The organism is Brevundimonas sp. ALps5 (assembly GCF_058681645.1).
Genome location: NZ_JBZWKD010000002.1, coordinates 15,641 through 28,686 on the forward strand (window position 1 = coordinate 15,641; position 13,046 = coordinate 28,686).

Annotated in this window: 19 protein-coding genes; 11 read left to right on the top strand and 8 right to left on the bottom strand. The window is 66.3% G+C overall.

The genetic code is table 11. The annotated features are described in order from the left end of the window. The first annotated feature begins 29 nt into the window (after positions 1 to 29). From ACW172_RS20160 to ACW172_RS20190, 7 genes are all read left to right on the top strand, one after another. Positions 30 to 443 carry a hypothetical protein gene (locus ACW172_RS20160; RefSeq protein ID WP_444572810.1) on the top strand — a complete coding sequence of 138 codons (414 nt, stop codon included), beginning with the start codon at positions 30 to 32 and terminating at the stop codon, positions 441 to 443. Between the two features lie 159 nt (positions 444 to 602). Continuing rightward, complete coding sequence (locus ACW172_RS20165) at positions 603 to 1,652, top strand: lysozyme family protein (RefSeq protein ID WP_444572812.1); 1,050 nt, start codon at positions 603 to 605, stop codon at positions 1,650 to 1,652. A 163-nt stretch (positions 1,653 to 1,815) separates the two neighbouring features. Beyond that, positions 1,816 to 2,160 (top strand): hypothetical protein, encoded by a 345-nt coding sequence (locus ACW172_RS20170; RefSeq protein WP_444572814.1) that lies wholly within the window; start codon positions 1,816 to 1,818, stop codon positions 2,158 to 2,160. Positions 2,161 to 2,546: 386 nt separating this feature from the next. Next, complete coding sequence (locus ACW172_RS20175) at positions 2,547 to 3,959, top strand: helix-turn-helix domain-containing protein (protein WP_444572816.1); 1,413 nt, start codon at positions 2,547 to 2,549, stop codon at positions 3,957 to 3,959. 558 nt (positions 3,960 to 4,517) lie between these two features. Beyond that, positions 4,518 to 5,282 carry a ParA family protein gene (locus ACW172_RS20180; RefSeq protein WP_444572817.1) on the top strand — a complete coding sequence of 255 codons (765 nt, stop codon included), beginning with the start codon at positions 4,518 to 4,520 and terminating at the stop codon, positions 5,280 to 5,282. After that, positions 5,282 to 5,683 (top strand): hypothetical protein, encoded by a 402-nt coding sequence (locus ACW172_RS20185; protein ID WP_444572818.1) that lies wholly within the window; start codon positions 5,282 to 5,284, stop codon positions 5,681 to 5,683. The genes ACW172_RS20180 and ACW172_RS20185 overlap by 1 nt, the downstream gene beginning before the upstream one ends. After that, entirely contained in the window at positions 5,676 to 6,134 is a 459-nt protein-coding gene (locus ACW172_RS20190; protein ID WP_444572820.1) for a hypothetical protein, read from the top strand. The genes ACW172_RS20185 and ACW172_RS20190 overlap by 8 nt, the downstream gene beginning before the upstream one ends. Positions 6,135 to 6,309: 175 nt before the next feature. Here ACW172_RS20190 and ACW172_RS20195 read toward each other — a convergent pair whose 3' ends face one another. The 4 genes from ACW172_RS20195 to ACW172_RS20210 all read right to left on the bottom strand — a co-directional run bounded on the left by ACW172_RS20195 (position 6,310) and on the right by ACW172_RS20210 (position 8,421). After that, positions 6,310 to 6,930 carry a thermonuclease family protein gene (locus ACW172_RS20195; RefSeq protein WP_444572822.1) on the bottom strand — a complete coding sequence of 207 codons (621 nt, stop codon included), beginning with the start codon at positions 6,928 to 6,930 and terminating at the stop codon, positions 6,310 to 6,312. Beyond that, a complete protein-coding gene (locus ACW172_RS20200; protein WP_492035040.1) occupies positions 6,927 to 7,232 on the bottom strand; it encodes a hypothetical protein in 306 nt (101 codons plus the stop codon). The genes ACW172_RS20195 and ACW172_RS20200 overlap by 4 nt, the downstream gene beginning before the upstream one ends. 158 nt (positions 7,233 to 7,390) lie before the next feature. Further along, positions 7,391 to 7,987, bottom strand: a complete 597-nt coding sequence (locus ACW172_RS20205; RefSeq protein ID WP_444572826.1) for a hypothetical protein — start codon at positions 7,985 to 7,987, stop codon at positions 7,391 to 7,393. Continuing rightward, complete coding sequence (locus ACW172_RS20210; RefSeq protein WP_444572828.1) at positions 7,984 to 8,421, bottom strand: hypothetical protein; 438 nt, start codon at positions 8,419 to 8,421, stop codon at positions 7,984 to 7,986. Before ACW172_RS20210 ends, ACW172_RS20205 begins: the two co-directional genes overlap by 4 nt. A gap of 203 nt (positions 8,422 to 8,624) precedes the next feature. Here ACW172_RS20210 and ACW172_RS20215 point away from each other — a divergent pair, with 203 nt between their 5' ends. Next, complete coding sequence (locus ACW172_RS20215) at positions 8,625 to 9,515, top strand: ArdC family protein (RefSeq protein ID WP_444572830.1); 891 nt, start codon at positions 8,625 to 8,627, stop codon at positions 9,513 to 9,515. A gap of 23 nt (positions 9,516 to 9,538) precedes the next feature. Here the strand turns inward: ACW172_RS20215 and ACW172_RS20220 are convergent, their stop codons facing one another. Both ACW172_RS20220 and ACW172_RS20225 read right to left on the bottom strand, forming a co-directional pair. Beyond that, on the bottom strand, positions 9,539 to 9,775 hold the full coding sequence (locus tag ACW172_RS20220) for a hypothetical protein (protein WP_444572832.1): 237 nt from the start codon (positions 9,773 to 9,775) through the stop codon (positions 9,539 to 9,541). Further along, positions 9,772 to 10,491 carry a restriction endonuclease gene (locus ACW172_RS20225; protein WP_444572834.1) on the bottom strand — a complete coding sequence of 240 codons (720 nt, stop codon included), beginning with the start codon at positions 10,489 to 10,491 and terminating at the stop codon, positions 9,772 to 9,774. The genes ACW172_RS20220 and ACW172_RS20225 overlap by 4 nt, the downstream gene beginning before the upstream one ends. Positions 10,492 to 10,933: 442 nt before the next feature. Here ACW172_RS20225 and ACW172_RS20230 point away from each other — a divergent pair, with 442 nt between their 5' ends. Beyond that, a complete protein-coding gene (locus ACW172_RS20230; RefSeq protein ID WP_444572836.1) occupies positions 10,934 to 11,299 on the top strand; it encodes a hypothetical protein in 366 nt (121 codons plus the stop codon). A gap of 165 nt (positions 11,300 to 11,464) precedes the next feature. Next, positions 11,465 to 11,674 carry a hypothetical protein gene (locus ACW172_RS20235; protein ID WP_444572838.1) on the top strand — a complete coding sequence of 70 codons (210 nt, stop codon included), beginning with the start codon at positions 11,465 to 11,467 and terminating at the stop codon, positions 11,672 to 11,674. On the opposite strand, the gene ACW172_RS20240 is transcribed toward ACW172_RS20235, so the two are convergent. Further along, positions 11,658 to 12,098 (bottom strand): hypothetical protein, encoded by a 441-nt coding sequence (locus ACW172_RS20240; protein WP_444572839.1) that lies wholly within the window; start codon positions 12,096 to 12,098, stop codon positions 11,658 to 11,660. The genes ACW172_RS20235 and ACW172_RS20240 overlap by 17 nt on opposite strands. A 117-nt stretch (positions 12,099 to 12,215) precedes the next feature. Here ACW172_RS20240 and ACW172_RS20245 point away from each other — a divergent pair, with 117 nt between their 5' ends. Further along, entirely contained in the window at positions 12,216 to 12,458 is a 243-nt protein-coding gene (locus ACW172_RS20245) for a hypothetical protein (RefSeq protein ID WP_444572841.1), read from the top strand. A 372-nt stretch (positions 12,459 to 12,830) separates the two neighbouring features. On the opposite strand, the gene ACW172_RS20250 is transcribed toward ACW172_RS20245, so the two are convergent. After that, positions 12,831 to 13,043, bottom strand: a complete 213-nt coding sequence (locus tag ACW172_RS20250) for a hypothetical protein (RefSeq protein WP_444572843.1) — start codon at positions 13,041 to 13,043, stop codon at positions 12,831 to 12,833. Positions 13,044 to 13,046 lie beyond the last annotated feature (3 nt).

Consider the following 13,046-nt stretch of genomic DNA (forward strand, 5'->3'; position numbering starts at 1 on the left):
TGCCCCCTCCCCCGCCCGGACAATCACCCATGAGCCATCACCTCCCCATCGATGATGCACACCAAGCCATGTTGCTCGTGATCGCGCTGCGCCGCCTGTCCGCCTCGGCCGAGTTCGACGGCCACCCCGCCAAGAAGGCGTCGATCGACGCCTTGGCCGCTCGCGCCCGCCGCATCGCGGCCGGTGATCCGGCCCCCATCAGTTTCGCGGCGATCCTGCCCAAGAACGCCCCCAGCGGCTGTTATCGCCTGCTGCCGATGAGCGGAGATCAACGCTTTGGGATCGGCTACGCCGTCCTCGACCAGGATAGCCCACGCCCGCTTCCCGAACTGGCCGCCCAGCTCGGCCAGCTGGTCGCCCATCCTGTCAGTCCGGCCGAACCGATCCGCCGTCTCGAGGAGCATGGCTTCCGGGTCGTGGCCTCCGAACCTCTGGTTCGCTGACCTTCACCAGTTGCATCGCCCCGGCTCTCTCCGGGGACACCTCAGGGGTCGGCCCAAGGGCCGGCCCTTCTTTTTCGTGCGCTGTTTCTTGCTGATTAAGCCTTCCCGTGTCAGGTTCCCCGCCGTCTAAGTCCCCTCAGACCGCATCCCGGAGCAGCCATGGCAGACGCCATGATCGCCTTCCGGGCGCGGTCATACGCTGCGCCTGTCACCGCCGCCTTGGTCGCGATCACCCAGATCGGCGCGGCCCCCGTCGACCAACCCACGCCCTACGAGCGCCTGGCGCGCGCCGTCATCGCTGACGGCCCCGCGACCGGCCCGCTCTCCGACCCAACGGACATCCTGGACATGCTGTCGGGTGATCCCGTCGCTCGCGCCATTCGCGCCGAGGCCGCTGCCGCGTCCTTACGCCACCTGCCGTCCCGTCCGGCCACGGTGGAGCCTGACCCTTCCGCCGAGTTGGATCCGATCATCGCAGCGAAGGTCGGCTCCGCGCTCACGATCCTCTCCGCCAGCCCCGCCGCCAGCCCGTCTATCGAACGCTTCGACTTCGGCCGCTTCGCCCGCCGACATCGCGCGGCCCGGCCTCCCCGGATTTCTCGCCGTGCTTCCGCGCCGACTGCAGACGTCCAGTCAGCCATCTACGCCGCCGCCCAGCGGACTGGCGCGCCCTACACCTACATGTGGCGGGCCGCGGCCCGGGAATCGAGCTTCGACCCACACGCTGACGCCGCCACGTCGACCGCCTATGGTCTCTATCAGTTCCTGGAGAAGACCTGGCTGCTGACAATGCGCCGGCACGGCCATAAGCATGGGCTCGGCCACTACGCCTCGCTCATCGCCGTCGACGGCCAAGGCGAGCCGCACGTCCGCACAGCCCGCGATCGGGCCGTGATCCTCGCGCTGCGCGCGGATCCGGACATCTCGGCCATGCTCGCCGGTGAGTTCACCCAGGACAACCGTCGTCAGCTGCGCGCCGCGATGGGCCGCGAGCCCCGCGAAGGCGAGCTCTATGCGGCTCATTTCCTCGGCCCAGGCGGCGCAATCCAGTTGCTCGCGGCGGCCCGTCAGACCCCCGCCCGTCCGGCTGCTGGGATGTTCCCGGTGCCGGCGTCCCGCAACCGCAGCATCTTCTACCAATCCAATGGCCGCGCCCGTTCAGCAAGCGAGTTGGCCGCTCTTCTGATCCGGAAAGGCGAGCAGGCCTAGCGAGTTGCGTGGCATATTTAGCACCGGAGGTTAGAAGCTTGAGTCTCCGGTGACACACCCGAAAAAAATCGGGAAAAATTGTCCAATTTCAGCTTCCGAGCGGCGGATGTTCAGTTGCCGTTAAGCCCGACGTCCCCCATATTGGGCGTCGAGGAGCCGCTTCGTGTCCGAGAAGAAGTACGCCAACGTCGCTGTTCGCCTGCCCGAGGATACGCGGGTGGCGCTGACTGATGGCTTCCGCAAGAAGCTGACCCACGCCGTCGAAGACATCCTGGTCGCTAAACGCAGCCGCTTCACGGCTGTCCGGCTAGCGTCCGCACCTGACACGTCCACGCGCACCTTCCTCTCGATCAATGCTGATCTGGCTGAAGCTCTGCGTGAGGCTGCTCAGGAGCGCTGCACTTCGGTCGGTGTCCTGGTCTATTCGCTGATCGCCGACAGCACGCCAGCATCGCCCTCGCCGCGTCGTGAGCGGGTGACCCCGCCGCTCGAACTTCGCGCGGCCTGACGGCCAGCCTTCGACAACAAATCCCAATTGTGTCCGCGCGTTAACGCGCGCTTAAGGACAATTGCTCCTCCTGAGGCTGTGTGGCCCACACAGGTGTGTGGCCCACACACTTGTGTGGCGGCTTGACGGGAATCGCTCAGAGCGGTCGGATCGGCGCCATTCACCAGCTGAGTCGGGAGGGAGACCAGAACAAAGAAAAACCGCCGCCCCCAGAGGGAACGGCGGGTTTGCACAAGGGCAAAGCCACTAGGCGCAAAGCCAGGGCGAAGTCAAAAATCTCAACAGCCCTTATGCAGCCCCTCCCCTAACCTCGTCAACTAAAAAACGCTCTCCAGGGCGCCGGCGGAGCTTTGCCTGAAATCCCTCCCTTAACGGGGAGACGACAGATGCTCACGCATCACCAGGTCCGCGCAGGTGCGCAGGGCCTTCGACCAGTCACGCCTGCACTTAGGCAGGCCGAGGAACACGCCAGACGCTGGCGCGGGCTGCCCCCGGAGGGCAGCAAGAAGCGGCTCCTGCAGCTGCTTGAGGACATCCCGGCCGACCGGCTCGGCGTGAGCGACGCCGCGCGCGGATTGCTGCACTGGATGGTCAAGGCCCAGCCGCCGGGATGTTTCCGCTCCGAAGCGGATCTCGCCGATGCAGATCCGGCGCGCGCTGGCCTAGCCCTCATCAGCACCTGGTCCGACGCCTACCTGGCCGCCAGAATGAACGTTCACCAGCGCTCTTTGGCTCGCTGGCGTCACGAGCTGGCCACCGCGGGCTGGGTCTGTTTCCGCGACAGCCCTGATCGCCGTCGCTACCGCGTTGGGCCCGCCGACGCCCCTGAGGAGGCTTTCGGCGTCGACCTTCGCCCCCTCGTGGCCCGGTTCGCTGACCTGACGAAACTCAGGGCCGAGGCCCGCGACCAGGTGCGTGAACTTCTCGCTGTACGCAAGACGTTGAGCTGCCGGCGCAACCGCATCCGTGTACTCGCCGCATTGGTCGTTACGGACGAAAGCCTCGACTTCATCGACATCGCCCTGAAGGCCGTCGCCGGCGGGATTCGCGTCAAGGACATCGACCTAGCCCGGCTGACGCTGGCGCAGGCGGATGAGGCCGTGGCGAGGCTGGAAAGCCTCGTGGACACAGGCGGTTACTTCACGACGCCGCTGACAGAAGAGTCAGGCGCGCCTGACGAAACCGGCGCCCAATTCCACCCTACTCATCCGATCCAGATATCTAAGCAAAGAGATGAGATCGAGGACGAGGGGGGGTACGCTTCGCGCGCCCTCCCCTCCCCCATCGAGGATGAGGACGAGGAAGTGTTGTGGCAGGCCGACGACCTGGACGAACCGGAAGGGCCGGTGATCGACGTGGCGCCGCAGGCTCGCCGAATGGCGACGTCGTCTCCGTCCCGTGTGACCTGTCCGACGTCCCAGGCAGTCCTGAAGGCCCTTCCGGCCCTTCTAGCGGCCCGTGGGCTCGGTTTCAGCAGTCATCCGGCCTTCCCGACCGCCGAGAGCCTCGCGGTCGCCTACGGGCAATCCGCCGCAAATCGCATTGGATTGCGTCACCAAGCCATCCGACAGGCCAGTTATCGCGTCTCGCCCCTGCCCTTCGCGGTCGCGGCGCTCCTTTCGGAGTTCACACCGGGTGTTCGGGACCGCAAGTCCTATCTCTTGGGGCTGCTCGACCGGATGACCGATGACCGGATCAAGGTCGATTTATGGGCCAGCTGGCAGCGGCTGGTGCGCGAGAACGCCGACAAGTCGGATCAACCGTCGCTGTTCACCGGACGGCAATCACCGGAGCACTAGGCTACCTGCGGACGAGGAGCCATGCCGCATTATCCGATAGCCAGCTCAGCCGACGAAGCCGCCCTGTCCTGCGGTCCCTTCTATGGTTCCTTGGCGGAGGCCCAGCGCCGCGCCGGCGGACTTCGCCTGGCGCTCGTCCAAGAGCGCGCGACCGGCTGTTTTCCGGATCGCTTTGCGGCCGAGTCAGCCTATCGTACTGCCTTAGCTTCTGGACGCGCCTCGCTCCTGGAACTGACCGCCGGCTGGGCGGTCCATTTCGACTTCTGGCGGGCCCTCCCCTCCCCGCCGGTGGATGCATCCTGATCCGGGTCTAGACCGTCTAGACCTCCTAGACCGTCTAGCCGCGCTATATCCCCTAGCTACTCTAGTCGGGCCGGTTCTGCCGGACGCGCCGCTTTCACTAGACACGCCGGTCTGTCCGGCTGTACCGTTTGCTCCGGTCGCTCCGGTTTGTCCGTCGCGGCTCGACTGTCCGGTTCGTCCGGTTAGTCCGTATTAACCGTCGTGTCCGTATTGTCCGGGGTGCCCGGTCATTCCGGCGGGACTAGGGGAGGGGCCATGCCCAACATCACTTTCGCCAACACCAAGGGCGGCAGCGGCAAGACGACCGCGACTCTGGCGCTGGCCTCGGAATTGGTCGCCGCAGGCGCGCGAGTTGCTCTTGTAGAGGGCGACCCCAACCGGCCTCTGGCGACTTGGGCTGAAGGACGCGGCGCGCCTGTCATCGACACGCCCAAGCTCCGGATCCGCGACGCTGCCGCTGCTGGTGCGATCCTGCGAGAGGCGGTCAAGGACCAGAACCTCGTGGTCATCACGACGGACAACGACGACGAGACGGTTCTGGACTGGCTCGAGGCCGCCGAGGGCTGGGCGACCTTCGTCCTTTCTGATCCGGAGGGCTCGCCCAATCAGTGGATGAACCTGGTCATCTCCCAGGCCGACATGGTCATCGTGCCGTTCGCGCCAACGACGCTCGACGCACTGCAGGTCACCCGCACGCTTCGTCAGATCAAGCAAACCGAGCGGATGGCGGGCAAGACCATCCCTCACAAGGTCCTGCTGACCCGGTGTAACCCCGGCGCGGTCATGACACGGGACGAGCGCGATATTCGCGCGTTGCTGGCCAAGAATAATATCGACCTCATGGGGGTCACGCTCGCCGACCGCCCGGCGTTCAGGGGCATGTTCAAACATGACGCGCTGCTCAGCGAACTCACTGACGTCGAGACCGGCGGCCTGAACCACGCCCGGGCGAACGCCGCCGCCTACGTAGAGGAGGTCATCGACTTCCTTCGCAGCATCGAGAAGAAGGACGCCGCTTGATGGCCCGCACCGATCCATTCGCCGGCGTGAATCAGGCTGATGCCCCACCTGCGGAGGCCCCGGGCCGCAAGACGATCGACCTGTCGGACTTTGGCCCCAAGACCGCGCCCGCCATCGACCGCGGCGCTGCAGACGCCGCGCGCAGGGCAGGGGAGGAGAGCGGCTTCGCCAGCCGGGCCCGGTCCACGCCAACCAAAGCCACGACGCCCAAGGCCGGACGTAGTCGGCTTTCCGACATTGTCGGCCGCCCCGCTGTCATCGAGGGCGAGAAGGCTCAGGTGAATATCCTCGCGCCGGCCGACGTGTGCCTCCGCTTCAAGGATCTGCAGCGCCAGCGCGGAGAGGCCGCATGGCAGACTCTCGCAGCCGCCCTCGACGCCCTGGAGGCCAATGATGTCTGACCTCGCTCCGCTGTCGGTCGGTCAGACGGTTCTGCACCACACGCAACGCTGGACCGCCGATGGCTGGCAGCCCTTGGTGGAGCGCCTCAAAGTCGTGAGGCCGTTGATCGAGAACGATCCCACCTACGCCGGCCACATCGAACTCGCTGCAGACCGATACTCCCAGAGCGTTTTCGTCACCCGCGACGCGATCCAGACGCTAGGCGAAGCGGGGGAAGCAGTGACTGACTGGACGGCTGACGATTGGGGGCGCCTCGCCACGGCGGCGGCGATGTTCATCGGCGTCGACAACGGCCCCGAGTGGGATGCCGTCTCCGAAAGGGTCCAGGCTCAGGTTGATGCTGGCCTTCTCAGCCTCATCCGGAAGGGGCCGCCCCGCCTGTTCCGGGCCACCGACCTCGGTCGAGCGGCCCTTCTGCAGCAACGCCGGGCCCCGACGGGGCAGGGATGAGCCGACGATTCTTCATCCCGGACCCGCCGTTCGCGGTCGGGCTCCGTGTTCCGTCAGGATCACGGAGGAGGGGCGGGCGGCTCTCGCTCGCTCCTCCGTAGCGGCTTAATCTCGACACCGGGGCCGGATTCCGGCCCGTGGAGTGCCATCGCGCACATTTCCGATGTGCTGGGACCTATTGGGCTCCCAGACGCCTCAGGGCGCTGTCACACGTCCGGCCGGTTTCACGGCCGAGACGGTCGTTCACGCTATCACCGCCCCGGCGATAGGACGCCGGGCGGGTGAAGGCCCCGGCCCAAAGACCGAGGTTCCGCTCGCAGGCCCTCATGCCGACGCTGCGGTACTGCGATGTGTAGTAGGGAACTGCCAGGCCGCGGCTCACCAGCCAGTCGCCGAGATCCGTTCCGGCATACTCGCACTGCACGATCGCCCGCCCGGCCTGCTGGGCCAGGCGGCCGGGGTCCCAATCCCGGTACACGCAACGCACCCGTCCGCGCCCGATCATGTCCTTCAGCGCACTCGCGACGTGCTGACCGCAGCGATAAGGGCGGCTCTGCAGCATGCAGAGCTGGCTGAGCTCGGGCGCGTCCACACCCTCGAGCCGCAGCCGGTCCTGCCCGATCATCAGGGTGTCGCCGTCCACGACGCGAACCCGTCCCTCATAGACGGCCCGGCGTTCCGTCGCCGAAACGCCGGACGCGACCAGGAAGTTGATGATCGCGCCGACGACGACAACCCACATCACGCCGGCGCAGACGGTGGCGACCACGGCCAGGGCGGAACGGAGTTTCATCATGGTTCAGCTCTCTCGGCCGAGGCGGCCGGGGCAGGGGAGGGGAGTTGCGGCCTCGCCGGCGAGATCAGGGCGAGAGCCATGACGCCGACCATATAGATCGTCGCCGCAAGCCACAGGCCGCGACGACGGTTCCGGGCAGCTGCAGAAGGCTTGCGGCCTTCCAGCAGGTCATGGATCCAGCTGAGGTAACCCAGCACGGCCGCCGAACAGAACGACAGCATCGCCAAGGTCAGAACGGTCGACATGCCGAGCAGCGGCGGCACGATCGCCGCGGCGCCCGCGAGCATCCCGATCTTGAGCAACAAACGGGATGTCCGCTGGATCGCCCCGTCATGACCGACCATCGCGCGCCTGAAGCGCGCAGGGATCTTGTCCCGCCAGGACGGCGCCGGGGCGGAACCGCCGTCTCTCGGGCCCCAAGGCCCTTGCTCGACGGCGGGCCGGTTCTTCCTCAGACGCATCACAGCTGCACGACCTCGATCAGCTCGGGGCGCGGCTTCGCCGCCAATAGGATCTCGGCCTTCGTCGGGGGCGCCATCGGATCACGGGGGTTACGCTCTCCGATCGCGTCCACCAGCATGTCGCGGAACTTGGCCGATCCCCACTTCAGCTGGCCGCCGGCGGCGACGGCCAGGATCGCATCCGAAACGCCGAGCTTGCCGGCGATCTCCAGACGCTCCTCGCGCGTGAGTAGCTCCACCAGCTGCGGCACCGGCGGGCTCATCACCGTGGCTGGATGCGCGACGCCGGGCTGGGTCGTCCCCTCACGGAGCACTCTGAGGCCCACTTCGCCGGGGACCTCGCCCTTCAGCAGCCGCGCACCCATCAGGCTCGTGACCACCCAAGTCTCATGAAGGTGCTTCACGGACTCGCGGGTCGCCCGGAGAACGCGCCCCATCGGTCGGTCCTCCTCCCACGTGAGGAATCCCGCCAGCCGACCCGTTTCCACGGCCGTCAGCGCGACAACGCTCCCGTCCGGCAAACTCATGTCGCGCACGAGCCGCGCACCAGGTCGTTCCCGCGCGATGAAAGCCGCCAGGATGTCGATGTCGTTCATGACTCTACTCGCTCTACTGCCGTCCGGGGCGACAGGGCCCGGAAGGTCTTCAGGTGATCCAATCGCGGGCGTCCCCGCAGCTCGCGCACCTTTCCGTCAGCGCAGACCTCGTGAACCCGGAGCCACCCCAAGGGCCCTTGGCTGACGATCGCGCGACCGGTGAATCCCAGCACCATCGAGCCGGGACGCAGCTGCCAGAGGACGCCCGCGTCCCCCGCGCCGGGCTCGCTTTCCGGGCGGAGGAAGTCGTCAGGGCTGAAGCCGGCCTCGGCCAGGACTTCGCCCCAGAAGTAAAACAGCACATGGCCGCGCTCGAGGAGCGTCCCGCGCTCCTCCGGAGTCGCGTTGGCCGGACGCCCGAAGGCCAGATCCGCGAGAGCGTCCCAATACGGACGCATCAGCGGCGACGGGGCGGCGAGAGGCACAGCCGTCATCAATCACACTCCCAATGTTGCAGATCTCGCGCCGGGCGACCCCGGCCGGAACGTCCCTCGAGGCGAACGGCGTGGCGCGGCCGCCGCAACGGCAAGCCGTCCTCCGCTCCGCTTCGGCCCTGTGGGTGCAGCCGCCGCTCGGACCCCGCCGGGGTGGCCTCGGGACGACCGGGGATCGGCCCCGGTTCAGCGGAGGATCCGACATGAGCGAGCGAAAGCGACCCGAAGCCCGCATCACCGACGCCATCATCGAGCAGCTCGAGAAGGGTGTTCGCCCCTGGGAGCAGCCCTGGGACAGCTCGGGAGCCGCCGTTTCCATGCCCCTGCGGATTACCGGCGAGCCCTATCGCGGCGTCAATGTCGTCATGCTCTGGATGCGCGCAGCGGCCGAAGGCTGGGCAGGCCGTCATTGGATGACCTACCGTCAAGCCCTCGCCTTGGGCGGCCAGGTCCGCGCCGGCGAGGTTTCCACCCTCGTGGTCCACTACGGCCAGTCCGGCGGCGACGTCGGCGACGACGGCGAGGAGACGCGGACCTTCCGCTACATGAAGGGCTATCCGGTATTCAACGTGGCTCAGATCGACGGTCTGGACGCGGCCTTCTACCCGGCCCCGATCGAGCGCCCCGTCTACGACGTCCAATGGAACGCCGACCTCGAGGACTTCCTGACCGCCTCCGGCGCCGACATCAGTTGGGCCGGCGAGCGCGCCTACTACGCCCCGGGCCCGGACCACATCCGCATGCCCGATCGCGCACGCTTCCGCGACGCCGAGCAGGCCTATGCGACCGCCCACCACGAACTCATCCATTGGACCGGGGCGAAACACCGTCTGGATCGGACGTTCGGCACCCGCTTCGGCGATACCGCCTACGCCCGCGAGGAGCTTGTCGCCGAGCTGGGCGCCGCCTTCCTCGGCGCACACACGGGCCTGCGGCCCGACCACATCGAGGACCACTCGGCCTATATCGACAACTGGCTGAAGACGCTCCGCAAGGACAGCGGAGCCATACTGAAGGCGGCCGCGCAGGCGCAGGCGGCGTGCGACTTCGTGCTGGCGGCGGTTGAGCGGGGCCGTCTGGCCAAGGCCGCCTGACGCCTTACGGCGGGCGGGGGCGGTCAAGCCGCCTCCTCCCGCGTGAACAGCCATCCGTTCACTCGCAGGCGGTCACCGGTCACCAAACAGGTGGCGTCGAACCGATCATCCAGATCTGCGCCGGGCGCATAAGCCAGATCGAGGTCATGCTCGGCCGAACTGAAGCTGGCGCGCTCGCCGTGCCCGCGCTCTGCCGCCAGTTTCTCTGGCGAGCGCGCGGGGTTCACCGCGGGAAGGGTCTCCAGGGCGGCGCCGTTCACAGCGCCGCCCCTTCAACCGTCTCGCGCCTGCTCGGGGGGAGAGGCGTGGGCGCGAGGCGAGGTGCGCCGGCGGCGAGCGGGGAGATCCGCTCGGCCGGCTTGAGTTCCAGGCTGACCGGCTCGCCGGCGAACAGCTTCATCAGCTCTTCGCCGGAAATGATCCGGACGACGCCGCATTGACGCTTCAGCTGGCGCAGGGCTTCGGGGGTTCGTCCCGTATGGACGAACAGTCCCTTCGCCCCGCGCTGCTGGCAGATCGCGTCGAACGCCCAGACGTGTTCCTGTTTGATGTGGCCCGTGTAGCGCTTGGCCTGAATCAGCCACAGAGCGCCGTGCAGGCGAAACTGCCCGTCGATCCCGCCGTCGCCCGAGTAGGAATTGTTGCGCGTTATGTCGAGCTTGCGACGCTCGAGCTCCGACAGGATCATGTCCTCGAAGCGGTACGGATCGACCTTGCGAAGCCAGGAGAACACGCGGCCCGGGTTGGCGATCGGGCCGATCTCGCGAATGCGCTTCAGATCCGCCCAGGAACGCTTCTGGTTCCAGGCATGGCGCTTCTCGGCCCGCGTCTTGCGCGTCAGCTTGAAGATCAGACGCAGGACCACGATCACGCCCAGCAGGGCGAGGACAGGCCAGATGTAGGTCCACAGCACCGCGACGTGCGGCGCAAAGGGATCGTTCGGTTGCATTCGCCACCTGTGCTGGAGGGACAGCACGGGGGGCATCGGTCTGACTGCTGCGTCAGCGTCACCGTCGCATGGGTTTCTTGCGAAGTCACTACCGAAGGTGGAGGCGCGTCGAACCGATCCGGTCCAGTAAGAACCGTCGAAAAAGACGTCATTTCAGCCAGGATTCCGGCCCTGAACGATAAATAGATTCAGGAAAGGAGGTGATTAAATGACGCCATTTGAGTTTATCAGTTTAGTTCTCGTGTTAGTTCAGATCAGTATTTCGATGCGTAAGAACGACCAGGCCTAAAGCCTAAGAGGAAAGGGGAGATTGGGCGTCTCCCCGACCCCTCCGGGTCCGGGGCCGGGCTCTATTCGTCGCTGACGCTCCTCACCGAACCTCGCCTGCAGCGAGTTTCGTCCCATCCGGGTGACGATCCCTGACGCAAGAGGCTGGACGCGACGGTGTCCGGCATTCAAAAATCAGCAAATGCTCAGCGATCCCGAAGATCCCGGCTTACGACAGACAGCCAAGAACCTCGTCGAGGTTTGTTTCCGCAACTCTTGCCTCGAAGACCTTCATGCTGGCACCACCCCGGCAAGCATGACCGGTGACTATACCGACGTCGTCGTTAAAACGCCCTACGGCGACATCCCCTGGAACACCCTGTCACGGCTGTCTGATGACGAGATGCGACGCCTCATGATTGAGGTCGTTGACCGGGTCTACACGTTCCTCGTTTTCAACGAGCAACTGAACTACGGGTTAGCTTGCGGCGCTTGGCAGCAACCGAAGCTGCATCCGGGCCTGATGGCATCAGTCGCCCGTCGCATGACGCCGCCAACAACGACATAACGGCGGCCGGGCTGCCGACCTCGCTAGTCCGGCGTCTCACCGATCAGCAAGCCCTCGGCGGCTAGACGGTCTAGACCATCTAGACCACTGCACCGAGCCCTCACACGGGGTCAGCTGGACAGGGCCGTGATCTTCATGTGACGCTCGCCGAAACGGAGCCCCCGCATGCGCCAGATCTCGCCCATTATCCCGACGTCGATCGCCGCCTCAGTGATCGGCCTGCTGGCCTCTCTTCTCATAGGCCTCACACCGGTCGTTCACCGGGGCCTACCGCTAGCCCTCTACGCGGCCGGCCTCATGATCACCCTGATCGGTGTCGGCATCATCATCGACCGTCGCCAGCGGTTGCCGGTCCCGGTTATCGCCCAAGACTAACCGCCTGCATCACGACCACCAGCTCCTCGCAGCGTCTGACCAGATCCTCCACGGCATCGACGCAGTCCGCCAAGTCCGGGCGGCCGCTTTGGCGCGCGAGCTGATCCAAGGCATGGTGCGCGTACGATGGGCTCAAAGCCGCTATGAGGGTCGTCACCTGGTCGCTTTGCGGCTCTAGCCCCACTCGCCGCGCCGCTTCAAGACCGCGCTGAAGGTCGTGTCGGACCTCGCGCCGGTTCTCTTCATCCGTCCGGCCCGCTGCGATCAGGAGTGCTTTCAACGCCAGCTCGGCCGCACAGCACAGCATCTGCACCCGGCTGGCCCACGCATCTGGGCCTGGCCTATCCGCTCCCGCCCTTAGGAAGCCTCGCGCATTCTTGAGAAACACGGGCACCAGGTGCGCGTCCGGCGACAGCTCGGCCATGTCGGTTCCTTGCCTGACCAGCTCAACCCGGCCGATGCTACGCTACAACGTCCCGACGTGGACTCGCCAGCTTCCACGACCTACCGTTGTTCGCCTGTCCGGCGAGTCGGGGGACTTATGGCGTATCTGGTCGAATTCCACATGGGTCCGGAGCCCGCTCATCCTGAGTGGACCCACTTCGCCACGCGCGCGGATCTCTCGCCGCCACCGATCGGGACGCCTTGCAGCGTCAATACCGACAGGCCGCTGCGCGGCCTCGAAGAAGGGGAACCTGTTACGGGTTATGTCGAGCGACTTGAATACCTGGAGCAGGCCGGGTCGCACATCTACCGGGTGATGCTCAGCCCTGGACCGCGATAATCGTCTCCGCGATTAGCGGCCGCCGCGAACATCAGGGACGACCCTCTCCAAACCCGCGCTTTCCCAGGATCTGCAGACCAGGCGGTCGCTTTCTGTCCGGGGCCGTATACGCACACCGAACGTGCCCAACGGCGCGACAATCGCTCCGTGCGACAGCTGGTCGGCAATCTCCGCGGCCGCTTCCGGGTCTCGAGGCATCCACCACTCTTCGTCTTCGTTCACGCTATGCTTCCTTGGCGACGCACACGGCGGTCTTTCCTTCTTCGCACCATCTCGAACATCACTCCCCCCGACAGGCAAGCCTTCCGCGTCGAGGCCGGTTGGGCTCCAGTCAACCGGCCCCTGCGCAAAAGGGGGGAAGCCCCCCTCTCTCTAGTGGACGACCTCCACCACGCTCAGCACGCGGTGGAAGGGCAGGAACACCCGCTGCGGGGTCGGGGTAGCCATCCATTCCTGCCAAGCCTCGATCTGAGCCTTGCGGCTCAGGGCCGCCCACTCCGACGCCCGGGCCTGGACCTCGGCCGCCAGCTGGCTGACCACCACCTGACGACGGTTCAGTTGGGCTTGATTCAGAACTTGTTGCATCTT